The sequence below is a fragment of the Candidatus Chlorohelix sp. genome (genome assembly GCF_037138995.1).
GTDB lineage: Bacteria > Chloroflexota > Chloroflexia > Chloroheliales > Chloroheliaceae > Chlorohelix.
The window spans coordinates 1-15,564 of the sequence record NZ_JBAXHI010000008.1 but is presented as its reverse complement, the minus strand read 5'-3'; the positions used below and the strand labels follow the sequence as shown (position 1 = coordinate 15,564).

At 45.6% G+C, this 15,564-nt stretch carries 20 protein-coding genes and 1 tRNA gene; 9 read left to right on the top strand and 12 right to left on the bottom strand.

Going from position 1 to position 15,564, the window contains the following annotated elements:
- Window positions 1–10: 10 nt before the first annotated feature.
- A complete protein-coding gene (gene rbfA / locus WCK19_RS05625; RefSeq protein ID WP_342396391.1) occupies window positions 11–388 on the bottom strand; it encodes a 30S ribosome-binding factor RbfA in 378 nt (125 codons plus the stop codon).
- Between the two features lie 283 nt (window positions 389–671).
- Here rbfA and erpA point away from each other — a divergent pair, with 283 nt between their 5' ends.
- Window positions 672–1,043: an iron-sulfur cluster insertion protein ErpA gene (gene erpA / locus WCK19_RS05620; RefSeq protein WP_342396390.1), complete on the top strand. Its 372-nt coding sequence runs from the start codon at window positions 672–674 to the stop codon at window positions 1,041–1,043.
- A 224-nt stretch (window positions 1,044–1,267) separates the two neighbouring features.
- Here erpA and WCK19_RS05615 read toward each other — a convergent pair.
- The 4 genes from WCK19_RS05615 to pheA form a co-directional block, all read right to left on the bottom strand.
- Window positions 1,268–1,340, bottom strand: a tRNA-Val gene (locus WCK19_RS05615).
- Between the two features lie 127 nt (window positions 1,341–1,467).
- Complete coding sequence (locus WCK19_RS05610) at window positions 1,468–2,055, bottom strand: secondary thiamine-phosphate synthase enzyme YjbQ (RefSeq protein ID WP_342396389.1); 588 nt, start codon at window positions 2,053–2,055, stop codon at window positions 1,468–1,470.
- Window positions 2,056–2,243: 188 nt separating this feature from the next.
- Window positions 2,244–2,939, bottom strand: a complete 696-nt coding sequence (locus WCK19_RS05605) for a HEAT repeat domain-containing protein (RefSeq protein WP_342396388.1) — start codon at window positions 2,937–2,939, stop codon at window positions 2,244–2,246.
- Complete coding sequence (gene pheA / locus WCK19_RS05600; protein ID WP_342396387.1) at window positions 2,936–3,796, bottom strand: prephenate dehydratase; 861 nt, start codon at window positions 3,794–3,796, stop codon at window positions 2,936–2,938. The genes WCK19_RS05605 and pheA overlap by 4 nt, the downstream gene beginning before the upstream one ends.
- Window positions 3,797–4,074: 278 nt before the next feature.
- Here pheA and WCK19_RS05595 point away from each other — a divergent pair, with 278 nt between their 5' ends.
- Complete coding sequence (locus WCK19_RS05595; protein ID WP_342396386.1) at window positions 4,075–4,485, top strand: PaaI family thioesterase; 411 nt, start codon at window positions 4,075–4,077, stop codon at window positions 4,483–4,485.
- An 11-nt stretch (window positions 4,486–4,496) separates the two neighbouring features.
- On the opposite strand, the gene WCK19_RS05590 is transcribed toward WCK19_RS05595, so the two are convergent.
- The 6 genes from WCK19_RS05590 to WCK19_RS05565 are packed head-to-tail and all read right to left on the bottom strand — an operon-like array spanning window position 4,497 to window position 9,227.
- Entirely contained in the window at window positions 4,497–5,642 is a 1,146-nt protein-coding gene (locus WCK19_RS05590) for a glycosyltransferase family 4 protein (RefSeq protein WP_342396385.1), read from the bottom strand.
- Window positions 5,639–6,496, bottom strand: coding sequence for a methyltransferase domain-containing protein (locus WCK19_RS05585; RefSeq protein ID WP_342396384.1), 858 nt, complete (start codon window positions 6,494–6,496; stop codon window positions 5,639–5,641). Before WCK19_RS05585 ends, WCK19_RS05590 begins: the two co-directional genes overlap by 4 nt.
- Before the next feature lie 43 nt (window positions 6,497–6,539).
- Complete coding sequence (locus WCK19_RS05580) at window positions 6,540–6,974, bottom strand: hypothetical protein (RefSeq protein ID WP_342396383.1); 435 nt, start codon at window positions 6,972–6,974, stop codon at window positions 6,540–6,542.
- 7 nt (window positions 6,975–6,981) lie between these two features.
- Entirely contained in the window at window positions 6,982–7,536 is a 555-nt protein-coding gene (locus tag WCK19_RS05575) for a hypothetical protein (protein ID WP_342396382.1), read from the bottom strand.
- Entirely contained in the window at window positions 7,520–7,909 is a 390-nt protein-coding gene (locus WCK19_RS05570) for an ACT domain-containing protein (protein ID WP_342396381.1), read from the bottom strand. Before WCK19_RS05570 ends, WCK19_RS05575 begins: the two co-directional genes overlap by 17 nt.
- A gap of 13 nt (window positions 7,910–7,922) precedes the next feature.
- Window positions 7,923–9,227, bottom strand: coding sequence for an adenylate/guanylate cyclase domain-containing protein (locus WCK19_RS05565; RefSeq protein WP_342396380.1), 1,305 nt, complete (start codon window positions 9,225–9,227; stop codon window positions 7,923–7,925).
- Between the two features lie 224 nt (window positions 9,228–9,451).
- On the opposite strand from WCK19_RS05565, the gene WCK19_RS05560 reads away from it, so the two are divergent.
- The 5 genes from WCK19_RS05560 to WCK19_RS05540 all read left to right on the top strand — a co-directional run bounded on the left by WCK19_RS05560 (window position 9,452) and on the right by WCK19_RS05540 (window position 12,989).
- Window positions 9,452–10,099 (top strand): isochorismatase family cysteine hydrolase, encoded by a 648-nt coding sequence (locus WCK19_RS05560; protein ID WP_342396379.1) that lies wholly within the window; start codon window positions 9,452–9,454, stop codon window positions 10,097–10,099.
- Window positions 10,100–10,388: 289 nt separating this feature from the next.
- On the top strand, window positions 10,389–10,658 hold the full coding sequence (locus tag WCK19_RS05555; RefSeq protein ID WP_342396378.1) for a hypothetical protein: 270 nt from the start codon (window positions 10,389–10,391) through the stop codon (window positions 10,656–10,658).
- A gap of 42 nt (window positions 10,659–10,700) precedes the next feature.
- The gene (locus tag WCK19_RS05550; protein WP_342396377.1) at window positions 10,701–11,696 is read left to right on the top strand and encodes a CHAD domain-containing protein; all 996 of its coding nucleotides are present in this window, start codon (window positions 10,701–10,703) and stop codon (window positions 11,694–11,696) included.
- Between the two features lie 369 nt (window positions 11,697–12,065).
- Window positions 12,066–12,302, top strand: coding sequence for a hypothetical protein (locus tag WCK19_RS05545; protein ID WP_342396376.1), 237 nt, complete (start codon window positions 12,066–12,068; stop codon window positions 12,300–12,302).
- A gap of 42 nt (window positions 12,303–12,344) precedes the next feature.
- Window positions 12,345–12,989 carry a maleylpyruvate isomerase N-terminal domain-containing protein gene (locus WCK19_RS05540; RefSeq protein ID WP_342396375.1) on the top strand — a complete coding sequence of 215 codons (645 nt, stop codon included), beginning with the start codon at window positions 12,345–12,347 and terminating at the stop codon, window positions 12,987–12,989.
- A gap of 123 nt (window positions 12,990–13,112) precedes the next feature.
- On the opposite strand, the gene WCK19_RS05535 is transcribed toward WCK19_RS05540, so the two are convergent.
- Window positions 13,113–13,709: a TetR/AcrR family transcriptional regulator gene (locus tag WCK19_RS05535; protein WP_342396374.1), complete on the bottom strand. Its 597-nt coding sequence runs from the start codon at window positions 13,707–13,709 to the stop codon at window positions 13,113–13,115.
- Between the two features lie 148 nt (window positions 13,710–13,857).
- Here WCK19_RS05535 and WCK19_RS05530 point away from each other — a divergent pair, with 148 nt between their 5' ends.
- Entirely contained in the window at window positions 13,858–14,691 is an 834-nt protein-coding gene (locus WCK19_RS05530) for a M50 family metallopeptidase (RefSeq protein ID WP_342396373.1), read from the top strand.
- A gap of 290 nt (window positions 14,692–14,981) precedes the next feature.
- A partial coding sequence (locus WCK19_RS05525) for a hypothetical protein (protein ID WP_342396372.1) occupies window positions 14,982–15,564 on the top strand: 583 nt, incomplete at its 3' end.

Here is a 15,564-nt window from a genome sequence, read left to right as displayed (position 1 = left end):
CTTCCTGTTTCTAGGATTCTTTCGTTTCTGAGGGTTGATTTTGTTTTTCTTCTTGCTCTATGGCATGCAGAATACGTTGGATTTTATCGCCATGTTCTATGCCACCATCAAACTCGAAATGAAGTTCCGGGACATACTTCATTTGCAAATGGCGGAATAGTTCGCGCCGTAGATAACCGCTCGCGCCTTTTAATGCTTTGAATGTATCTTTTCTGGATTCTTCGTTTCCCATAACGCTAAAAAATAGTTTAGCGTGTTTAAGGTCGGGACTTACCTCTGCGCGGGTAATGGTAACGAAGCTCAGCCGCGGATCGCGCAAATCGCGCTGAATCAGCGTACTGACTATTTCTTTTATCATTTCCGCTACTTGTTCTGTTCTTCTTGACATTGCTCTTTTTTTTGTAGCTCAGGCTATATTTCACTAAAATTAAATTATGTTTCAATTATAGCACACTCAAGTTAATCCTATCGAATTGGTAGGAATTGTATTGACTAAGCTACAGCCTATAGGTATAATTAAGCTTGACACAATCGTGGTATTTTACCCAACAACAATGTTGTACCAAAAGGCATGATTAAAATATAGAACCCGATTGGGTTCTGTTTATTATATATATTTAAGCTAACTGAACAACACAAATTTGTTTTTAAGATTTGGGAGGTCTCTAGAGATGATAACCTTAACCGATTCGGCGACAGATCAATTGAAAAAGATTATTGAAGAAGAAAACGATTCGACGCTTGGTTTGCGCGTGTTTGTAGCAGGCGGCGGTTGCAGTGGCTTCCAGTATCAGATGGTGCTGGAAAACGAAACCCGCGATGGAGATGAAATCACCGAACTCAACGGGGTTAAGTTGTATGTTGACGCTTTCAGCCAAAAATATATTGAGGGCGCTGAAATTGATTTCGTCAATAGCCTGATGGGCGGAGGTTTTACCGTACACAATCCGAATGCAGTTTCAAGCTGTGGTTGCGGTAGCTCTTTTGACACCGCTGATGGAGCCGGCAAAGCCAGTTCTCGCTCTTGCGCCTCCTGCAATTAGTCTCAATTGCGCGGGTGAATTATCGGAATAAAAGGGGCGGTATAAGCCGCTCTTTTTTTATTCGGTAATATTCGCTTCAAAGATAGCTTCTCAGTATTCTGCTACGGAAGCAACCTCGATGGTATTATCAAATATTGGTTTTTCAGCAGTGCTTGGTTTTTGGATAAAATTTATTAAAATATAGGGTTGTGAAAGGGGCTATTTGGCGTAGTTTGCACAAAAAATGGGCAGTACAGGACTCGAACCTGTGACATCCACGGTGTAAGCGTGGCGCTCTACCAACTGAGCTAACTGCCCGAAACAACGGCTAATAATATACCAGAAAAAACAGACCTTGGCAAATCGTTTTAGGTACTAATTTACCTCTTTGTGATTATACTAGGTCTGCTTAATTTCAGCTTACGCAAAAAGTAATATTTACTGCTTAGATACCAGAAACCATCACCGAAACTGTACGCTTAAGTGGGCGATCTAGTTCTACTAGGAAAATGCTCTGCCAACGTCCTATATCCATTTGCCCTTCCACCACTGGAATAGTTTCGCTAGTGGATAACGCTAAATGTTGACAGTGCGAATGACCGTTAGGAGATTCCCCCGGATTCATATTATGAGTACGAATGCTGAAATCATTGTGACGATAGTAATCTTCAGGCGGAAAGAGCTTGGAAAGTCGCTGGCACATATCAATCAATAGCAGCGGCTCGTTTTCATTTATGACGATGGAAGCAGTGGTATGCTTTGAATAAACCGTAACAGTACCCATTCGGATGCCGGACTCGGCAACTACACGGCGTACAGCTTCGGTTATATCCGTGAAATTTGGAATATCTATCTGAGTTTCAATACTCAGTTGGACTGAATGGCAACGATAGTTTCCGCTTTGAGTTACCGCAGCGTTTGTATTGGTATTCTTGGATTCATTTGATACGGCATGATAACCGTCTAACGTACCCAAACCGTTAGTCACAACAGAGTTCTGATTTTCAACTACAATATCAGGCTGAAAGGGCATCTATTACCTCCATAATTCACTTATAAACTTACAATAGCCAATTGTAGCTAGAAAAATCGAAGTCGGCAATAATTAAAGTTGCTAAATAAGCTATATGCTACTATTTATTCTCGAAATCAAATCATTTACTAATTTTTGTTCGGGATTTTTAGCATTTAGAGTGAGGATAGAGCTAATAAAGTCCACTATCAGGGAATTTGTTTTTGGTTGAGCTTTCGCAAGGCTTCATCAATTGCGCTGCATTCGACGCAATCAGAGCCGGGCAGGTGAGGGTCACTATGGTGGGCGCGTACCAGCGCAGTAATCGCAGCAGGGTCGCCTAATTCGCCTAGCGCAGTGGCAACAGCAGCTTTAACAAGGCTGTTCTCATCTTTAAGAACCGCAATAAGGGCTTGAACGGCGCGACGATCTCCCATTTTGCCAAGTGCCTCGGCGCTATATTGCCTAACCAGATAATCATCTGACTTATTTTTCAGGTTCAAACTGTCTAGCAAGAGTTTGAAAGCGGTTTCGGAGTTAAAACGGGAAAGAGCAGCCGCAGCTTCTACCCTTACCATCGGTTCAGAATCTTTCAAAGCTTTTGTAAGAGCAGGAAGTGCCGTAACATCCCCGCATTTTCCTAGACAGCCTACCAAACTAATTTTTACCCCCCGATCGGTCTCTTTATCCAGTAGAGCCAAAATTGCCGAGCTTTCCGGTTTACCCGCGGTAGAAATTAATGCGCGAGCGGCGGTACGGCGGGTAACTCCCGGATAATCGCCCTCTAAAATTTCCAGCAATCCGCGAATGTTACCTTGCGCTTCAAGCTCAGTAATCATCTGGGCATAATCGCGCAGAGGACGAGTGGGTGGTCTGAACTCTGGAAACTCCCAATCCCCACTCATGCTTTGACACTCCGGTTCCACCAACCTAGAACTTTCGCCCATGTAGTTTCGGAAGCCAATTCATGCAGAGCGTTAGCTACATGGGGTTGTCCGGGTTGTCCTTGCAAGTCGATAAAGAATACGTAATCCCATGCTTTTTGCTTGCTTGGACGGCTCTCGATTCGCACCAAATTAATATTGTAACGCATAAAAATATCGGTGACTGCGTGCAAAGTTCCGACCTTATCTTTTATTGAAAGCATAATAGCGGTAATTGGCACACCCTCACTGCTATTATTAAGTACGGGCATGGGCCAGCGTGGACGGTGCTTGTATATAACGAAAAAGCGAGTTTGATTGAAATCTGCATCCTGAAGGTCTGAGGCAAGCACATTCAGGTTGTAAGCTTCGGCGCAGAGAATCGGGGCTATTGCTGCGGCATCAGCTCTACCCGCTACTAGTTCGGCAGAACGTGAGGTACTGGTTTCCTCTACAATTTCAACCTCTGGTAGGTTATTCTGTAACCAACCTCGCGCTTGCCCTAGCGCCTGTGGGTGGCTAAGCACCACTTTAATTTCATTGAAACTTTTAGGACCGTTCTGCGCTACCATCAAATGGCTACGTATCGGTAGCATGATTTCGGCGCAAATCATTATTTCATCCAAATCAGCCCGCCCGAACATGTCCAGCGTATAGGTAACACCACCCTCCAACGCATTTTCTACAGGCACAACTCCGTAATCAAGCTGTGAATTTTCAACCGCTAAAAAAACATCGGCGATAGTCCGCATTGGAATCAACTCAGCTTCACCGCCGAATTGTTTCAAAGCGGCTTCATTAGTATAAGTAGCGGCAGGTCCTAAATAACCAACTTTCATGGAATATAATCGCTTTTCCTTATCAAGGACAAATTATTGAATCACTAAGGGTATGATAGCTACTTTCTGCTGGCTGTCAAGAAAGAACCAACTTTGGAATTACACATATTTAAAAGAGAAGAGGAAAAGGTAAGAAAAAGCCGGCTTTGCATGATAAAAAAGAAGCGACTAAACCAACCCTTTATCCTTCTCTCCCTTATGATATAATCCGATTAAGACAAAGGGCTTAACCCCTTCCTGAAGCGAAAACCCGATTTATAACAAAACAGGCAGGAAAAATGACCGCTATTCATCCATACCTGAAAAATGACCGCTACGCCCAATATTTAAATATAGAGTTGCTTGAAGCTGCCAATGGCAGAGCTAAAGCTACTATGCTAATAGAGCCACACCACCTGAACAGTCATGGCACAGCACATGGGGGCGCAATCTTCTCGCTAGCAGACGCAGTTCTCGCCGCCGCTTCCAATTCGCATGGCGTTGTCGCAGTCGCCATCAACGCGAATATATCATATCTCAAAGCGGTTACTTCCGGTACGCTCACCGCCATTGCGGAGGAAGTTTCACTCAATGCTTCGTTGGGAGTGTACGACATCCGCGTTACAGCCGATAGCGGCGAGTTAATCGCTACCTTTCAGGGGATGGTTTATCGCAAGAAAGGGCGCACCATTGAAAGCGGTGGCGATTAGATTTACATGTTCTAACGGGCAATGCGCGAGTAAACATTAAACACGCGCTCGGTCACATGCTCCCAAGTGAAATTTTCCGCCACATATTGCCGCCCTGCCTTGCCCATTTGGGCTGCTAACGCTGAGTTGCACAGCACCTTGTACAACTTTTCCGCCAAATCAGCCGGATTCTGGGGAGTATAGTGAAACCCTGTCTCGCCATCTTTCACTACTTCAATGAAGCCCCCAAAACAGCTGGCAACCAACGGACGTTCGCACGCCGCCGCCTCGCACAACGCAATTCCAAAGGTTTCATTGGCAAAACTCGTACCGACCACCACCTCACTGATAGCGTAATATGCGGGCAATGCTTGATTCGGCGCTAATCCAAGCCACTCTATCCGATTACCGACCCCCAATTTTTTCGCCAGCTTTTCGAGTTCAGGGCGATATTCGCCATCACCCGCCACCAGCAATTTCACTTCCAAGCCCTGCTTTGCCAGCAAAGGTAACGCCTCAATTAGATATTGCAAGCCTTTCCAGCGCACCAATCGCCCCACCCACATGATAATTTTTTCGCCGGGTTCAGCGTAACGGGCGCATAACTCAGGGTCAGGTTCACGCGGGGAAAAGAGCTTAACGTCAATGCCGTTATAAATCACTTCCGGCATCAGCCCAAAATGCTCCTGAATTGTTTCGGCGTTGTAGTGGCTGCACGAAACCGCCCCATCCAACTTTTTGCTGAAAAAGCGGTCGAGCGGGAAAAAATCCTTGCCGTGACACCCAAAAAGAACTTTGCTGCCGCGCAGCAAGCGTATCAATTTAGCAACAGGCAAATCATAGGGCTTCTGGATATGCAAAATATCGTAGTTCTCGCGCCAGAGCAGAGGCAAAGTGGCAACCGCGAAAGAAAGCCGCTCTAACAGCTTGGTCAAACCGTACTGCGTCCTAAGAATCGGAACACGCCGCATCGCTTCCCGGCTGATAAAAGGTCGAGTGATAATTCGCACACGCTCACCGGAGACAGGGGGAGTGAAACCGGGAGAACTCTTCCCGCCGATTATGTCAACCTGCAAATCGGGATATTGCAAGGACAGATGCCGCGCCAGTTCCCATACAAAACTCTCCACCCCGCCCGTTTTGGTAGTGGTAGTGACATTATAAAGCGCAATTTTCACCGCTTGACCACCATCAATTGGTAAGTACCTTTGTAGAAATAGCGATACAGCAGATAGACCGGACGCAATAACCCGCTCTTTTTGAACAAGCCCTTTACCCCGCTATAAGTACGGGTGGCAAGTTCCAGTTCGCCCAGTTCGCGTATCCCGGTAAAGCCGTGTCGCGCTGTCAGGCTGGAAAGTTGGTCGTAGCGGTAATAGTGCATTTCATTCAAGGTCTGACGATCGCCAAAACGAGAATTATCTTTATCGCGCCGCAGCAATTTCATAGCAGATTCGGCAAAACAGCGCGGCAGCCAGTTCACAAAGCGCACATGATAATGCGGGTCGCTGAAAGCAAAGCGATTGATAGCGGTGATAAAGCACACCCCGCCCGGTTTCAGGCAGCGCGATATTTCGGAGAGTAGTTTCTCCGGGTTCTGCACATGCTCAAGCACATCGAGGCACACGATATGGTCAAAATGAGCGTTGGGAAAGGGTAGCGCCTCGCCTGCCCCGTTTACTGGGCTAAAGCTCAGGTTGTAGCGCATACCACGCAAGCGAGTGATACGGCAGTAAGCGCGGTTATAGTCGTAGGGCTGCACCTGCGCCCCTTCCAACGCCAGCGCGGTACTGAATCCGCCCATTCCGCAGCCTAAATCCAGTATTTTCTTGCCGCGCAAATCATCTTTCAAAGTTGCTAAGCGCAGAAACAGGCGCAGGGTATCCAGATTTCGCGCTTGCTTTTTCTCCTGCCAGATACGACCCTCGCGCCACTTGGCGAAATCGGGTCGCCACTTCATATGCGTAAGCCAAGGTTCTATTTCAGCTTCAAGTTGTTGGCTAATTTCTTTATCGGTCGGGGTAATGGTCAAAACACCGCTCTCCTATATATAAAAGCTCACAAAAGGACTTTTTTCAAAATCTAACCAGCAACGCTACCACTAAAATAATTAGAATCAGAATAACCACAGAAATTAGCGTAATTATTAGCGGGTTTATCGGCGGGTTTTTCTTTAGTGAGGCTGTAGCCTGAGAAAAAGAGGCTGCCAAATCGGCAACAGGTTGCGTCATATTAATCGCTGCCCCTGAAACCCGCTTGGATTCTTCAGCTTGCAACCATTGGCGGGCAGCGGGCAAATCTGGATTATCCGGATTCAAACGCTCGGCACGCCGGATAAAGCTTTTAGATGCAAGAATGTCAGGGGAAGTGAATGCTATCCAAAGCATCAGATGTGTATCGGCAGGATATTTCTTGTGCAGTTGGTTAAGGACTACGTAGGCAGTCTCTTTCATGCCGGATTGCGCCATCGAAACTGCCTCATTAAAATTTTGCGAGTCTTCTGGGGTCATAATTTTCTCATGGCTGATTACTCAAATCCTGAAATTGATCGGGTTCTTCCAGCAAAACCCCTCGTATATACAGGGTTACACCGGGACGGATATAGTTGTTTACTGCCCCTCTGACTCTGGTTTTTTTGCCCGATAACGCTTTCAAGGTGTTAATATCAAACTTGCCCAAATCTTTTGCAAGTATCACCGCTTCAATACCGATTTCAAAGCCCGAATAATAGGTCAATACCAGCCCCACCTCCGGCAAATACGGAATACCGCCGGATTTTTGAGGAGTGGTATTAACGCCAAGCAATAGCCCTTCAATACAGCTATAGGTGTTGTACTCCAGCTTATTGAAGCCAGCCACGCTTGCCACATTGATACATTCAAGCTCGGTGAAAGGCTGCGACACAGGCGTAGGCGCAATGGTTAACGGTGCTTTGGTAGTGTAGGGCGCAGACGTGACAACCCGATTGGCTATAGTCGTTGTATCAGGCGCAGGCGTGGCAGTCGCAGCGCCACAAGCAACCAGCAACAAAGTTAGCAGCAGCGCCGGGAACAAACTAGCTGTTTTCTTCAACCTCGAACCCTTCTTCTCGCAACGCAGCAATGGCTTTTTCAAGGACTGTCTGCTTCACCAAAATATAATCGGTGTCGTAAGTAGAAATTGCAAAAATGCTGACTTCCGCTTGTGCCAATGGAACTGCTAAAGCCGCCAGTACCCCTGTCATTGAAAATTCCAGCGGACCCTGTACTTTCAAAGCACGCCACCCGCGCTCACATTTTACCATGTCGGGCGCATTTTGTTGAAGGCAGACCACCGAAAGCTCTTTATGAGCGCGTGTTACCGAGAAAAAGCCTCCCAGCAAAGCCCAACCGGGAACAGGGGCATTTTCATTGAGACGGCACACCGCCAGCGTTTCCGCTATTACAAAAAGTTTTAGATTTGTCATAGTTGTAGCACCCCTAGTCTAAACGGTATAATTGCACCGGATGCTGCCGCCCCTTAACCAGAACAGGCTCAAGCGCTTGCGCTTCGGGCTTCATTTGGTTAAGTTTTTCCCAGACGACATCGGAAATCAACATTTGCGAACCGAATTGCTTGTTTAATTGTTCGATTCGGGAGGCGAGGTTTACCGCATCTCCGATGATGGTATATTCCTTGCGATTGGTCGAGCCGACATTACCCGTAACAGTTTCTCCGGCGTGCAAACCGATTCCAACTCGTGTTGGGGGAATTTTACCTTCTTGGCATAGTTGCGCTATTTGTTGCAAAATCTCCAGAGAAGCTTCCACCGCGTTCTGACAATCGCCCCCATCTGAAATCGGCACTCCGAATACCGCCATAAAGCCATCTCCTAGAAATTTATTAACTATGCCGTTATAGCGGTTAACACTTTCAATCATAAACTCGAAAAGTGTATTTAAATATTCCACTACTTCCTTTGGGCTGCGGTTCTCGGCAAAAGCTGTAAAGTTGCGAATGTCAAGAAACATCACACACACAAAACGCGCTTCGCTGATAATTTCGGTCTTTTGCTCCAGCAAGCGGTTTACCACATCAGGCGAAACATACTGCCCAAACATCTGCACAATTTGGTTGCGCTCTTGCAAGTGCTGCACCGAATTGATGAAACGCTGGCGCAAACCTCGCGATAATAGCCCTGCTATTATGCCGGAGAGAAAGAATAAAAAGCAACGTAGTAGTTGCATAGGAAGGGCGGTAAAAGTGGTGGTATCGGTAAAAGGAGGAATTTGATCTAGATAGTAGATGATTCCAAGCAGATAACCGATTGCCGCAACCGTTCCGATAAATACGCTAAGAGCAAAATCCATTCCCAGCACGGTGAGAAACACCAGTATCAACGATACAAATACATGCGGTCCCTGTAGAGCATCCTGCGCGTTGACATCAAAGCTGATAAGCAACGCCAACACCAGATTAGGGACATTGATTTCGATAAAGTAGTTGAGATAGATAAACAGTTTGGGGAAATGCCGATTTTGTTTTATATAATAGGTAAATACACTGATTGCGGCTAACTCGTAGAGGATAAAACCGAGGATGAGCAGGAAAATTGTATTAAAGCGAGTAACCACAAACTCGCTCAGGTTCAACCCACCCTGCAAAAGAAACGCCCCCAATAGAGCTATGAAAAGCCCTGCCACCGCCGCCATCTGAATCTTCAAGCGGCGTTGCTCACTCAGCAAAAGCTCATGCGCGAAGGCTTTCTCAAAGTCAACCCCTGACACTCTACCCAAGCTGTTCATAATCTATCGCAGCCTCGCTATAGAGATTTCCCTCTGATATTGCTTAAATTCTGCTGTATCAACAGCTATATATTGTACCTCATCCGGCGAAGAAGTGTAATGTGCGAATAAGAAAAAATATATTCCTTGCCGAGTAGCATTGCAAGGAAGCTGAGGACTTCTCTATAATATAAACGGGCATTGCCCCTCTTGAAATAAATTAATTACACGAAGGAGTGATGAATATGAACCCGAAGAAAACAGCAGTAGTGTTGATAGAATACCAGAACGACTTTACTTCACCCGGTGGCAGCCTTCATGATGCCGTGAAGGGGGTTATGGAATCCACCAATATGCTTGCCAATAGCGTTGAAACTGCTCAGAAAGCGCGGGAAGCAGGCGCGGTAATCATTCATTCGCCTATTTCTTTTACCGAAGACTATCATGAGCTTACTTCCAACCCTTACGGTATCCTAAAAGGGGTAGTTGATTCTCAATCATTCCGCAAAGGCACATGGGGCGTTGAAATTGTGGATGACCTGAAGCCTGAATCAGGAGATATTGTGCTAGAAGGCAAGCGCGGTCTGGATGCCTTTGCCTCCACTAACCTCGACTTTATTCTGCGTAGCAAGGGTATCGAAACAGTTGCAATTGGCGGTTTCTTGACTAACTGCTGCGTTGAATCGACCATGCGCTCTGCATATGAGAAAGGCTTCAATGTCATCACTTTGAAAGATTGTACTGCTACCCTTTCCGATGATGAACAACGCTTAGCAATTGAAAAGAACTATCCTATGTTTTCACGTCCGATGGCGCACGATGAATTTTTGAATGAATTGGAAGGCAAAGAACCTGCCTCTACAGCCAGTGGTAGAGGTTACACCGCAGAGTAACTCTGTTATTGCCCCTTACCTACTTAGGTTGGGGGCTATTTTTCAGGGTGAAGAGAAGATAGGGATGACCAAAGCAAAAGCGGCGCTGGCGAAGAGTCTTGATTGGCAAGAAGCCCTGAACGAAGTTCTGGCGGAGTTGGCTTCATTTGGAGAAATAGACCGGATTAAGCGAAGCTGATATAAATGCATGGCTACTGATGTCAGACTCTTTTACTACAGGAGATGCCGAGCCAATTATCAATGCGCTGATGTTCTATTGCTACAGCCCTACTAGTCACCGGGTTTGAAAGTGCCGGGACCGGAAGCGTGTGGCTCAATCATAGGATTTTCGGATGTGCATACTCGCGCCCACCTCTACTGTGCCATTCTGGAAGGACTGGCTTACGCTTTGCGCGAGGGGCGCGACCGGGTGGGAGAAGAAATGACCAAAACCGCCCGCACCTTTGAACCAAATCAACACACCTGCCAAATCTATGACGAGTTGTTTTACGAGGTATATTCTAAAATATACCAACGGCTGAACCCGTTGTATCACAAGATGCACCTCATTATCCGCTAATCCCGATTCTGGACAAATCATAAGAAAAAAGGGTGCGAAGAAATGGCTCAGGAAAATGGGAAAGAACAACTTTCTCAGGTTATTATTACAGATAACTCTCACATTACTGCAACTGCTGATTTTAAATTGCATTCCGAAATGCTTATGGCAGACGCAGGTCGCCAAATACTAAGGCGTAACCTGCGGAAATTGTTAGAAAATGAGTCGGCTGCTCGTGAAGGAAATGACCCAGAAGGGGTACACGATATGCGGGTGGCAACTCGCAGACTACGCGCAACCCTGAAATTGTTAGAAGAAAGCGTCTTTGACCCGCTAATAACCCGGCGATTCCGAAAACAGTTACGCAAACTAGCTAACGTTTTGGGCGCAACCCGTGATAGTGATGTATTTTTACAACACCTCGATGAATACATTAACAAGCAATCCCCCGAAACAGCTTCACAATTGGAAGAATTTCGCCAAGCCATCGTTAAAATAAATCAAAAAGCCCGTCTTACTATGCTTGGAACATTAGGAAGCAAGGTGGTGCAGAGTCTTTTACTTGAATTAGAAGAACTTATCGAGACGCGCGGGAAAGGCGAGCTAAAACCGAGAATAGCCGAACATGAGGTTGCGCCAACCTTAGTACGACACTTTGCAGGTAGCTTTATTTGGAAAAGTTATGAGGCGGCACTGGCTTACGAAACTGCAATGCCCGCCCCATTGCCTGTATTACATCGGTTGAGGGTGGCATGCAAAAAATTTCGCTATACTCTTAATTTTTTTGAGGAGGCTTTACCAGAAGAGGCGCACAAACTAGCTGAGGAAGTATCGCATGTTCAAGATTATCTGGGACAATTGCAAGATCATTGTGTGGGGATTGCGCTGGCAGAACACTTGCTTTTGAAACATCCAGATAATGATGCTATTTCGCGTTACCGTGATGAGCGTCTGGCAGCGTTGGAAGAAAATCGAAATGGCTTTGAGTTGATTTGGAAGAACCTTGCGGGTGAAACATTCCGGCAAAGGCTGGCAATGGTTATAGCCGGAGTAAGCTAAAAAGGAATTTGACTGACTTTCGCTTTGTTCAAACCAAACTTAGAACCTCCCAAATTGAACCTAACCTACTAGAAGGTGTCACTATGCGAGTCTGCCTGCCGAACGGTTTTGTTAAAGGATAGATGGGTAAGAGGGTAAGATTTGCCTCTTGCTAATAAGCAAATAATTATATATATTTAAGTCGTATTTTTCCCAAGACACACGCTAATGCCTTTGTGCAAACCAATTTTCAAATTCTAAAACGATAATTTACCTATTTTGGGGTATAATCGATGTTAGTCATTAACTCTACATGTTTTGTCACTATTCCCAAGAATTAAGGAACGGTTAAACAGCCTCGCCGGAAAGCTGAGCGGTGGTAAATAACAAATGGAGGCTATTGAACGCGGTTTGATAGCTCGCCCATCGCTGTTAATGATTGAGGAACTTTCGCAGGGACTTGCTCTGGTAATAATTGAAACCTTGCTTGAAATAATCCAGACTGTAAACTGCGAAGGTACAACAATTTTGATTGTAGAAGCAGGATGTACAAACCACATTGGAATACGCCAATCGTGGGTATGTGCTGGAAACCGGGCATATAATCCTGACCGGAACTTCCGTTAGCTTAATGGAAGATGACCGTGTCAAGAAGGCGTATCTTGGGTTATGATCCACTTTGCTAAAATTAAAGAGGCATTATATGAACAAACTGTTCGCACTATTGAGCTAATCGAGGATTTAAAAGAAACTGACTGGCACTTGCAAAGTCGGTTGCCCGGTTGGGATATACAACTCTTGGTCGCCCATGTTTTGCGTGCCTTGACGCTTTTTAATGAATACTTGGAAGGACCGCCCCCTGAAACGCCACCTACAAAGGATCGCCTTACTTATTTTCACTTTGAAGGCACTGAAATGGCTGGATCAGTTACGCATCGCTCCCTTAAGTTGGCGGAAGATATTACAGCTGCCGATACTGTAGGCTTATTCCTAAACAATCTTGATATTTGCATGGAAAAGTTGGATAGTGTCAACGCCGCGCTACCGCTGCGGTGTGTTTTTGGCACCATTACGGTTGCTGAATATGCAGCGACAAGAGCTTTTGAAATAGGTGTGCATACCCTTGATTTGCAAGCATCATTGGGTCTATCGCTTGAACTAGACCCTACGGCACAAGAAATTATAGTCGAAATTCTTCAATTGTTGCTAGATAAGCCCCGCCCACCGGAACTGGTGAATGATATTGACTTTATCGAGGCTGCTACAGGACGCAAACCATTTCCCGGCTTAAAACTTTCCGCTTTCAGTTCCTAGCCAGCATGCTATGGCTGCTATTAGACGCTCTTTATATCGGGCAGTAAGTTGTCAGGTGTGTTATTGTGGATGAGGAAGGTAAAACGGGGGCAAAGGGGCGGAGAAACGCTCTGATGTCAAAGGTTAGCGAGCAGCACACCCTCCTAGAAACAGACTCACTAATTTAGTTGCCAAGTCACGATTGTCCAATTTTTCAAAGGGCGATATTGGTTCTGCCGCAAAGCCTTCTACCAAATACAAAAAAGAACGAGCAAGAAACGCAGGGTCTAACGCTTGGAGTTCACCTCGCCGGATACCCTCGCGCATTACTCTTTCAAGGTTACCCGCTACCCCGTTGTTAAGGCTTTGTACCACCCCTTTAATAGTATTTTGATACTGGTCGAGCGGGTTAAATTGCATCACTTCCCGCAGTATTGATACCCGGTTGTGGCTCTCCTCAAACAATACAATTGCCAATTCTACCAGTTGGTCGTGCAAGAGCTTTTCTTTGGTGGCTTCTTGCATACGCCTAAAAAAACGATCCAGCTTGCGCTTCATCACTTCGATAAAAAGAGTCTTTTTATCCTTGAAATAATAATAGACGGTTGGCTCTTTAACCCCAACTCGCTCCATCACATCGCGGATTCCCGTATCCTCATAACCTAACTGATCAAATAATTCTTCTGCTGCCGTTAGTAATTTGCGTCGGGTTTCGGTATCACGCGGTTTTTTAACTTCCATCTACTATATTCTCTCCTGAGTCGGGTAATATTAGAGTTTAGGGGCAAGTATATCAAATAGCAGTAATGTGCGAAACTAAGTGCAACCACTCTTCGTAAATTTTGCGTTAAGTTGTTTATCTCAAAAACATAGTAGGCGAGGTGTTTATATGGCTGGCGGCGGAATCAGGAATATTTTCAAAAGCAATACGGTTAATTCGCTGGACAAAAATTTTGTAATCGGGATGGGTCTGGCTACAATAGCGGTAATTACCCTATGGTGGACACCGCTACTGTTCCCGTTTCGCATGATGACCACCACCGTGCATGAGTTGAGCCATGCCATTACGGTTATCCTTACCGGCGGTACGGTGCAGAGCTTTGATGTAAATTTTAACGGTAGTGGGGTAGTATCTTTCAACGGCGGTTTCTTGCTGTTGGTTTATTCTGCCGGGTATCTAGGTAGCGCTATTTTTGGTGGGGTTATGCTACTGGTAGCCAAAAGTGCGAAGGGTAGGCGCGATGCTCTTTTGTTTATGGCTATCGGCATTATAGTAGTTCTGTTGGTAGCAGGTTTGTTGCGTGCCATCCGTAACGGCAACCCGGTTGATATTATCATTTTCCGCGACCTGTGGGCATTTTTGATAATGATTATGCTGGTGGGCTTATTATGGCTGATAGCTTTTAAAGCGCCTGATGTGGTTTCAGCCTTTATTTGCTATACGCTGGCGCTTCTGAGCGTTCTGTACGCCTTGTTTGACCTACTGAACGTCTTTACAGCCAGTTTTAGCCCTTGGGGCGGTTTTAACGATGCCAAAGGTCTGGAATCTGCCACCCATATTCCGGCGTTTATCTGGGCGGGGGCGTGGTGTACAGTAGCAGGCGTGATTCTGTGGCAATTTTTCAGAGCAGCTTTGCGTGGCAGCAGTTCGAGTGACAAGAGCTTGCCCGGCAAAGGTTCTATGAAATCACCTTTGGACAAGTATAATGATAAATTTATGTGAAAGTTCAGGCGAGTAAGTTATAAAAGGTGGGATGACCAGAAAAAGTGTTTAGGAGAGCAACCAGCAAGTTTTCACCTTGCTTTGTCATGGTGGAAAATTAGCCTCTAATTCGGCAAAAGGTTTATGCGTTTGGAAATAGATGCCAACTCTAATACCCTTACTTTGAACCTGCCAATACTTTAACTTGCTATATCTCTTTGCAAGAAATTTGAGCTAAACGCATTTTCTCTGATTCAGCCAGAATAAAGGTTGAGAATTAGTGAATTGGCTGTTATCATAAGCTAATCACAATGATTCGAGAAAATAGCGCCATGTCGGTTGACATCGAAAAACTGGAAAAAATCTTAAAATCCGAAGCCGCTAATAACTGCCAGAACCGAATAGTAATGGGAGGTCTGGAAGGTTTTATCGGAAATTGGGTGAATAAATCCCGCTTCTCCAATCCTTCCTCTCTGGAAGCAAGGCTTATTGAGCGTGTTTCTGAACGACTAATTGATTACGGGAGTTATACTCAAGTAGGGCGCATACAGGCAATCCGGGAAGTTTTAGAAGCAATTGTGCAAGTGCGCCAGAGCAATACGCCAAATCTCGAAAAACCGCCGATAAAATCACTTGCTCAAAAAAGCCCACAAATAACTGAAAAAGCCCCTACGGATATTTCCCCAAAACCGCGCCAAACACCCGATAAAAGCAGCACAACGCTTGAAAAAAAGCCTGTAGCAACGCCTAACTTAGATTTTAACGCCCCGCTTATCAATGTAAAGGGGGTAGGAGAAGGTTCTGCACGATTAATGGAATTGCTCGGCATGACTACGGTGGGGAAAGCCTTGTATTATTTCCCTTTTCGCCACGAAGATTTCAGCAGTTTCCGAA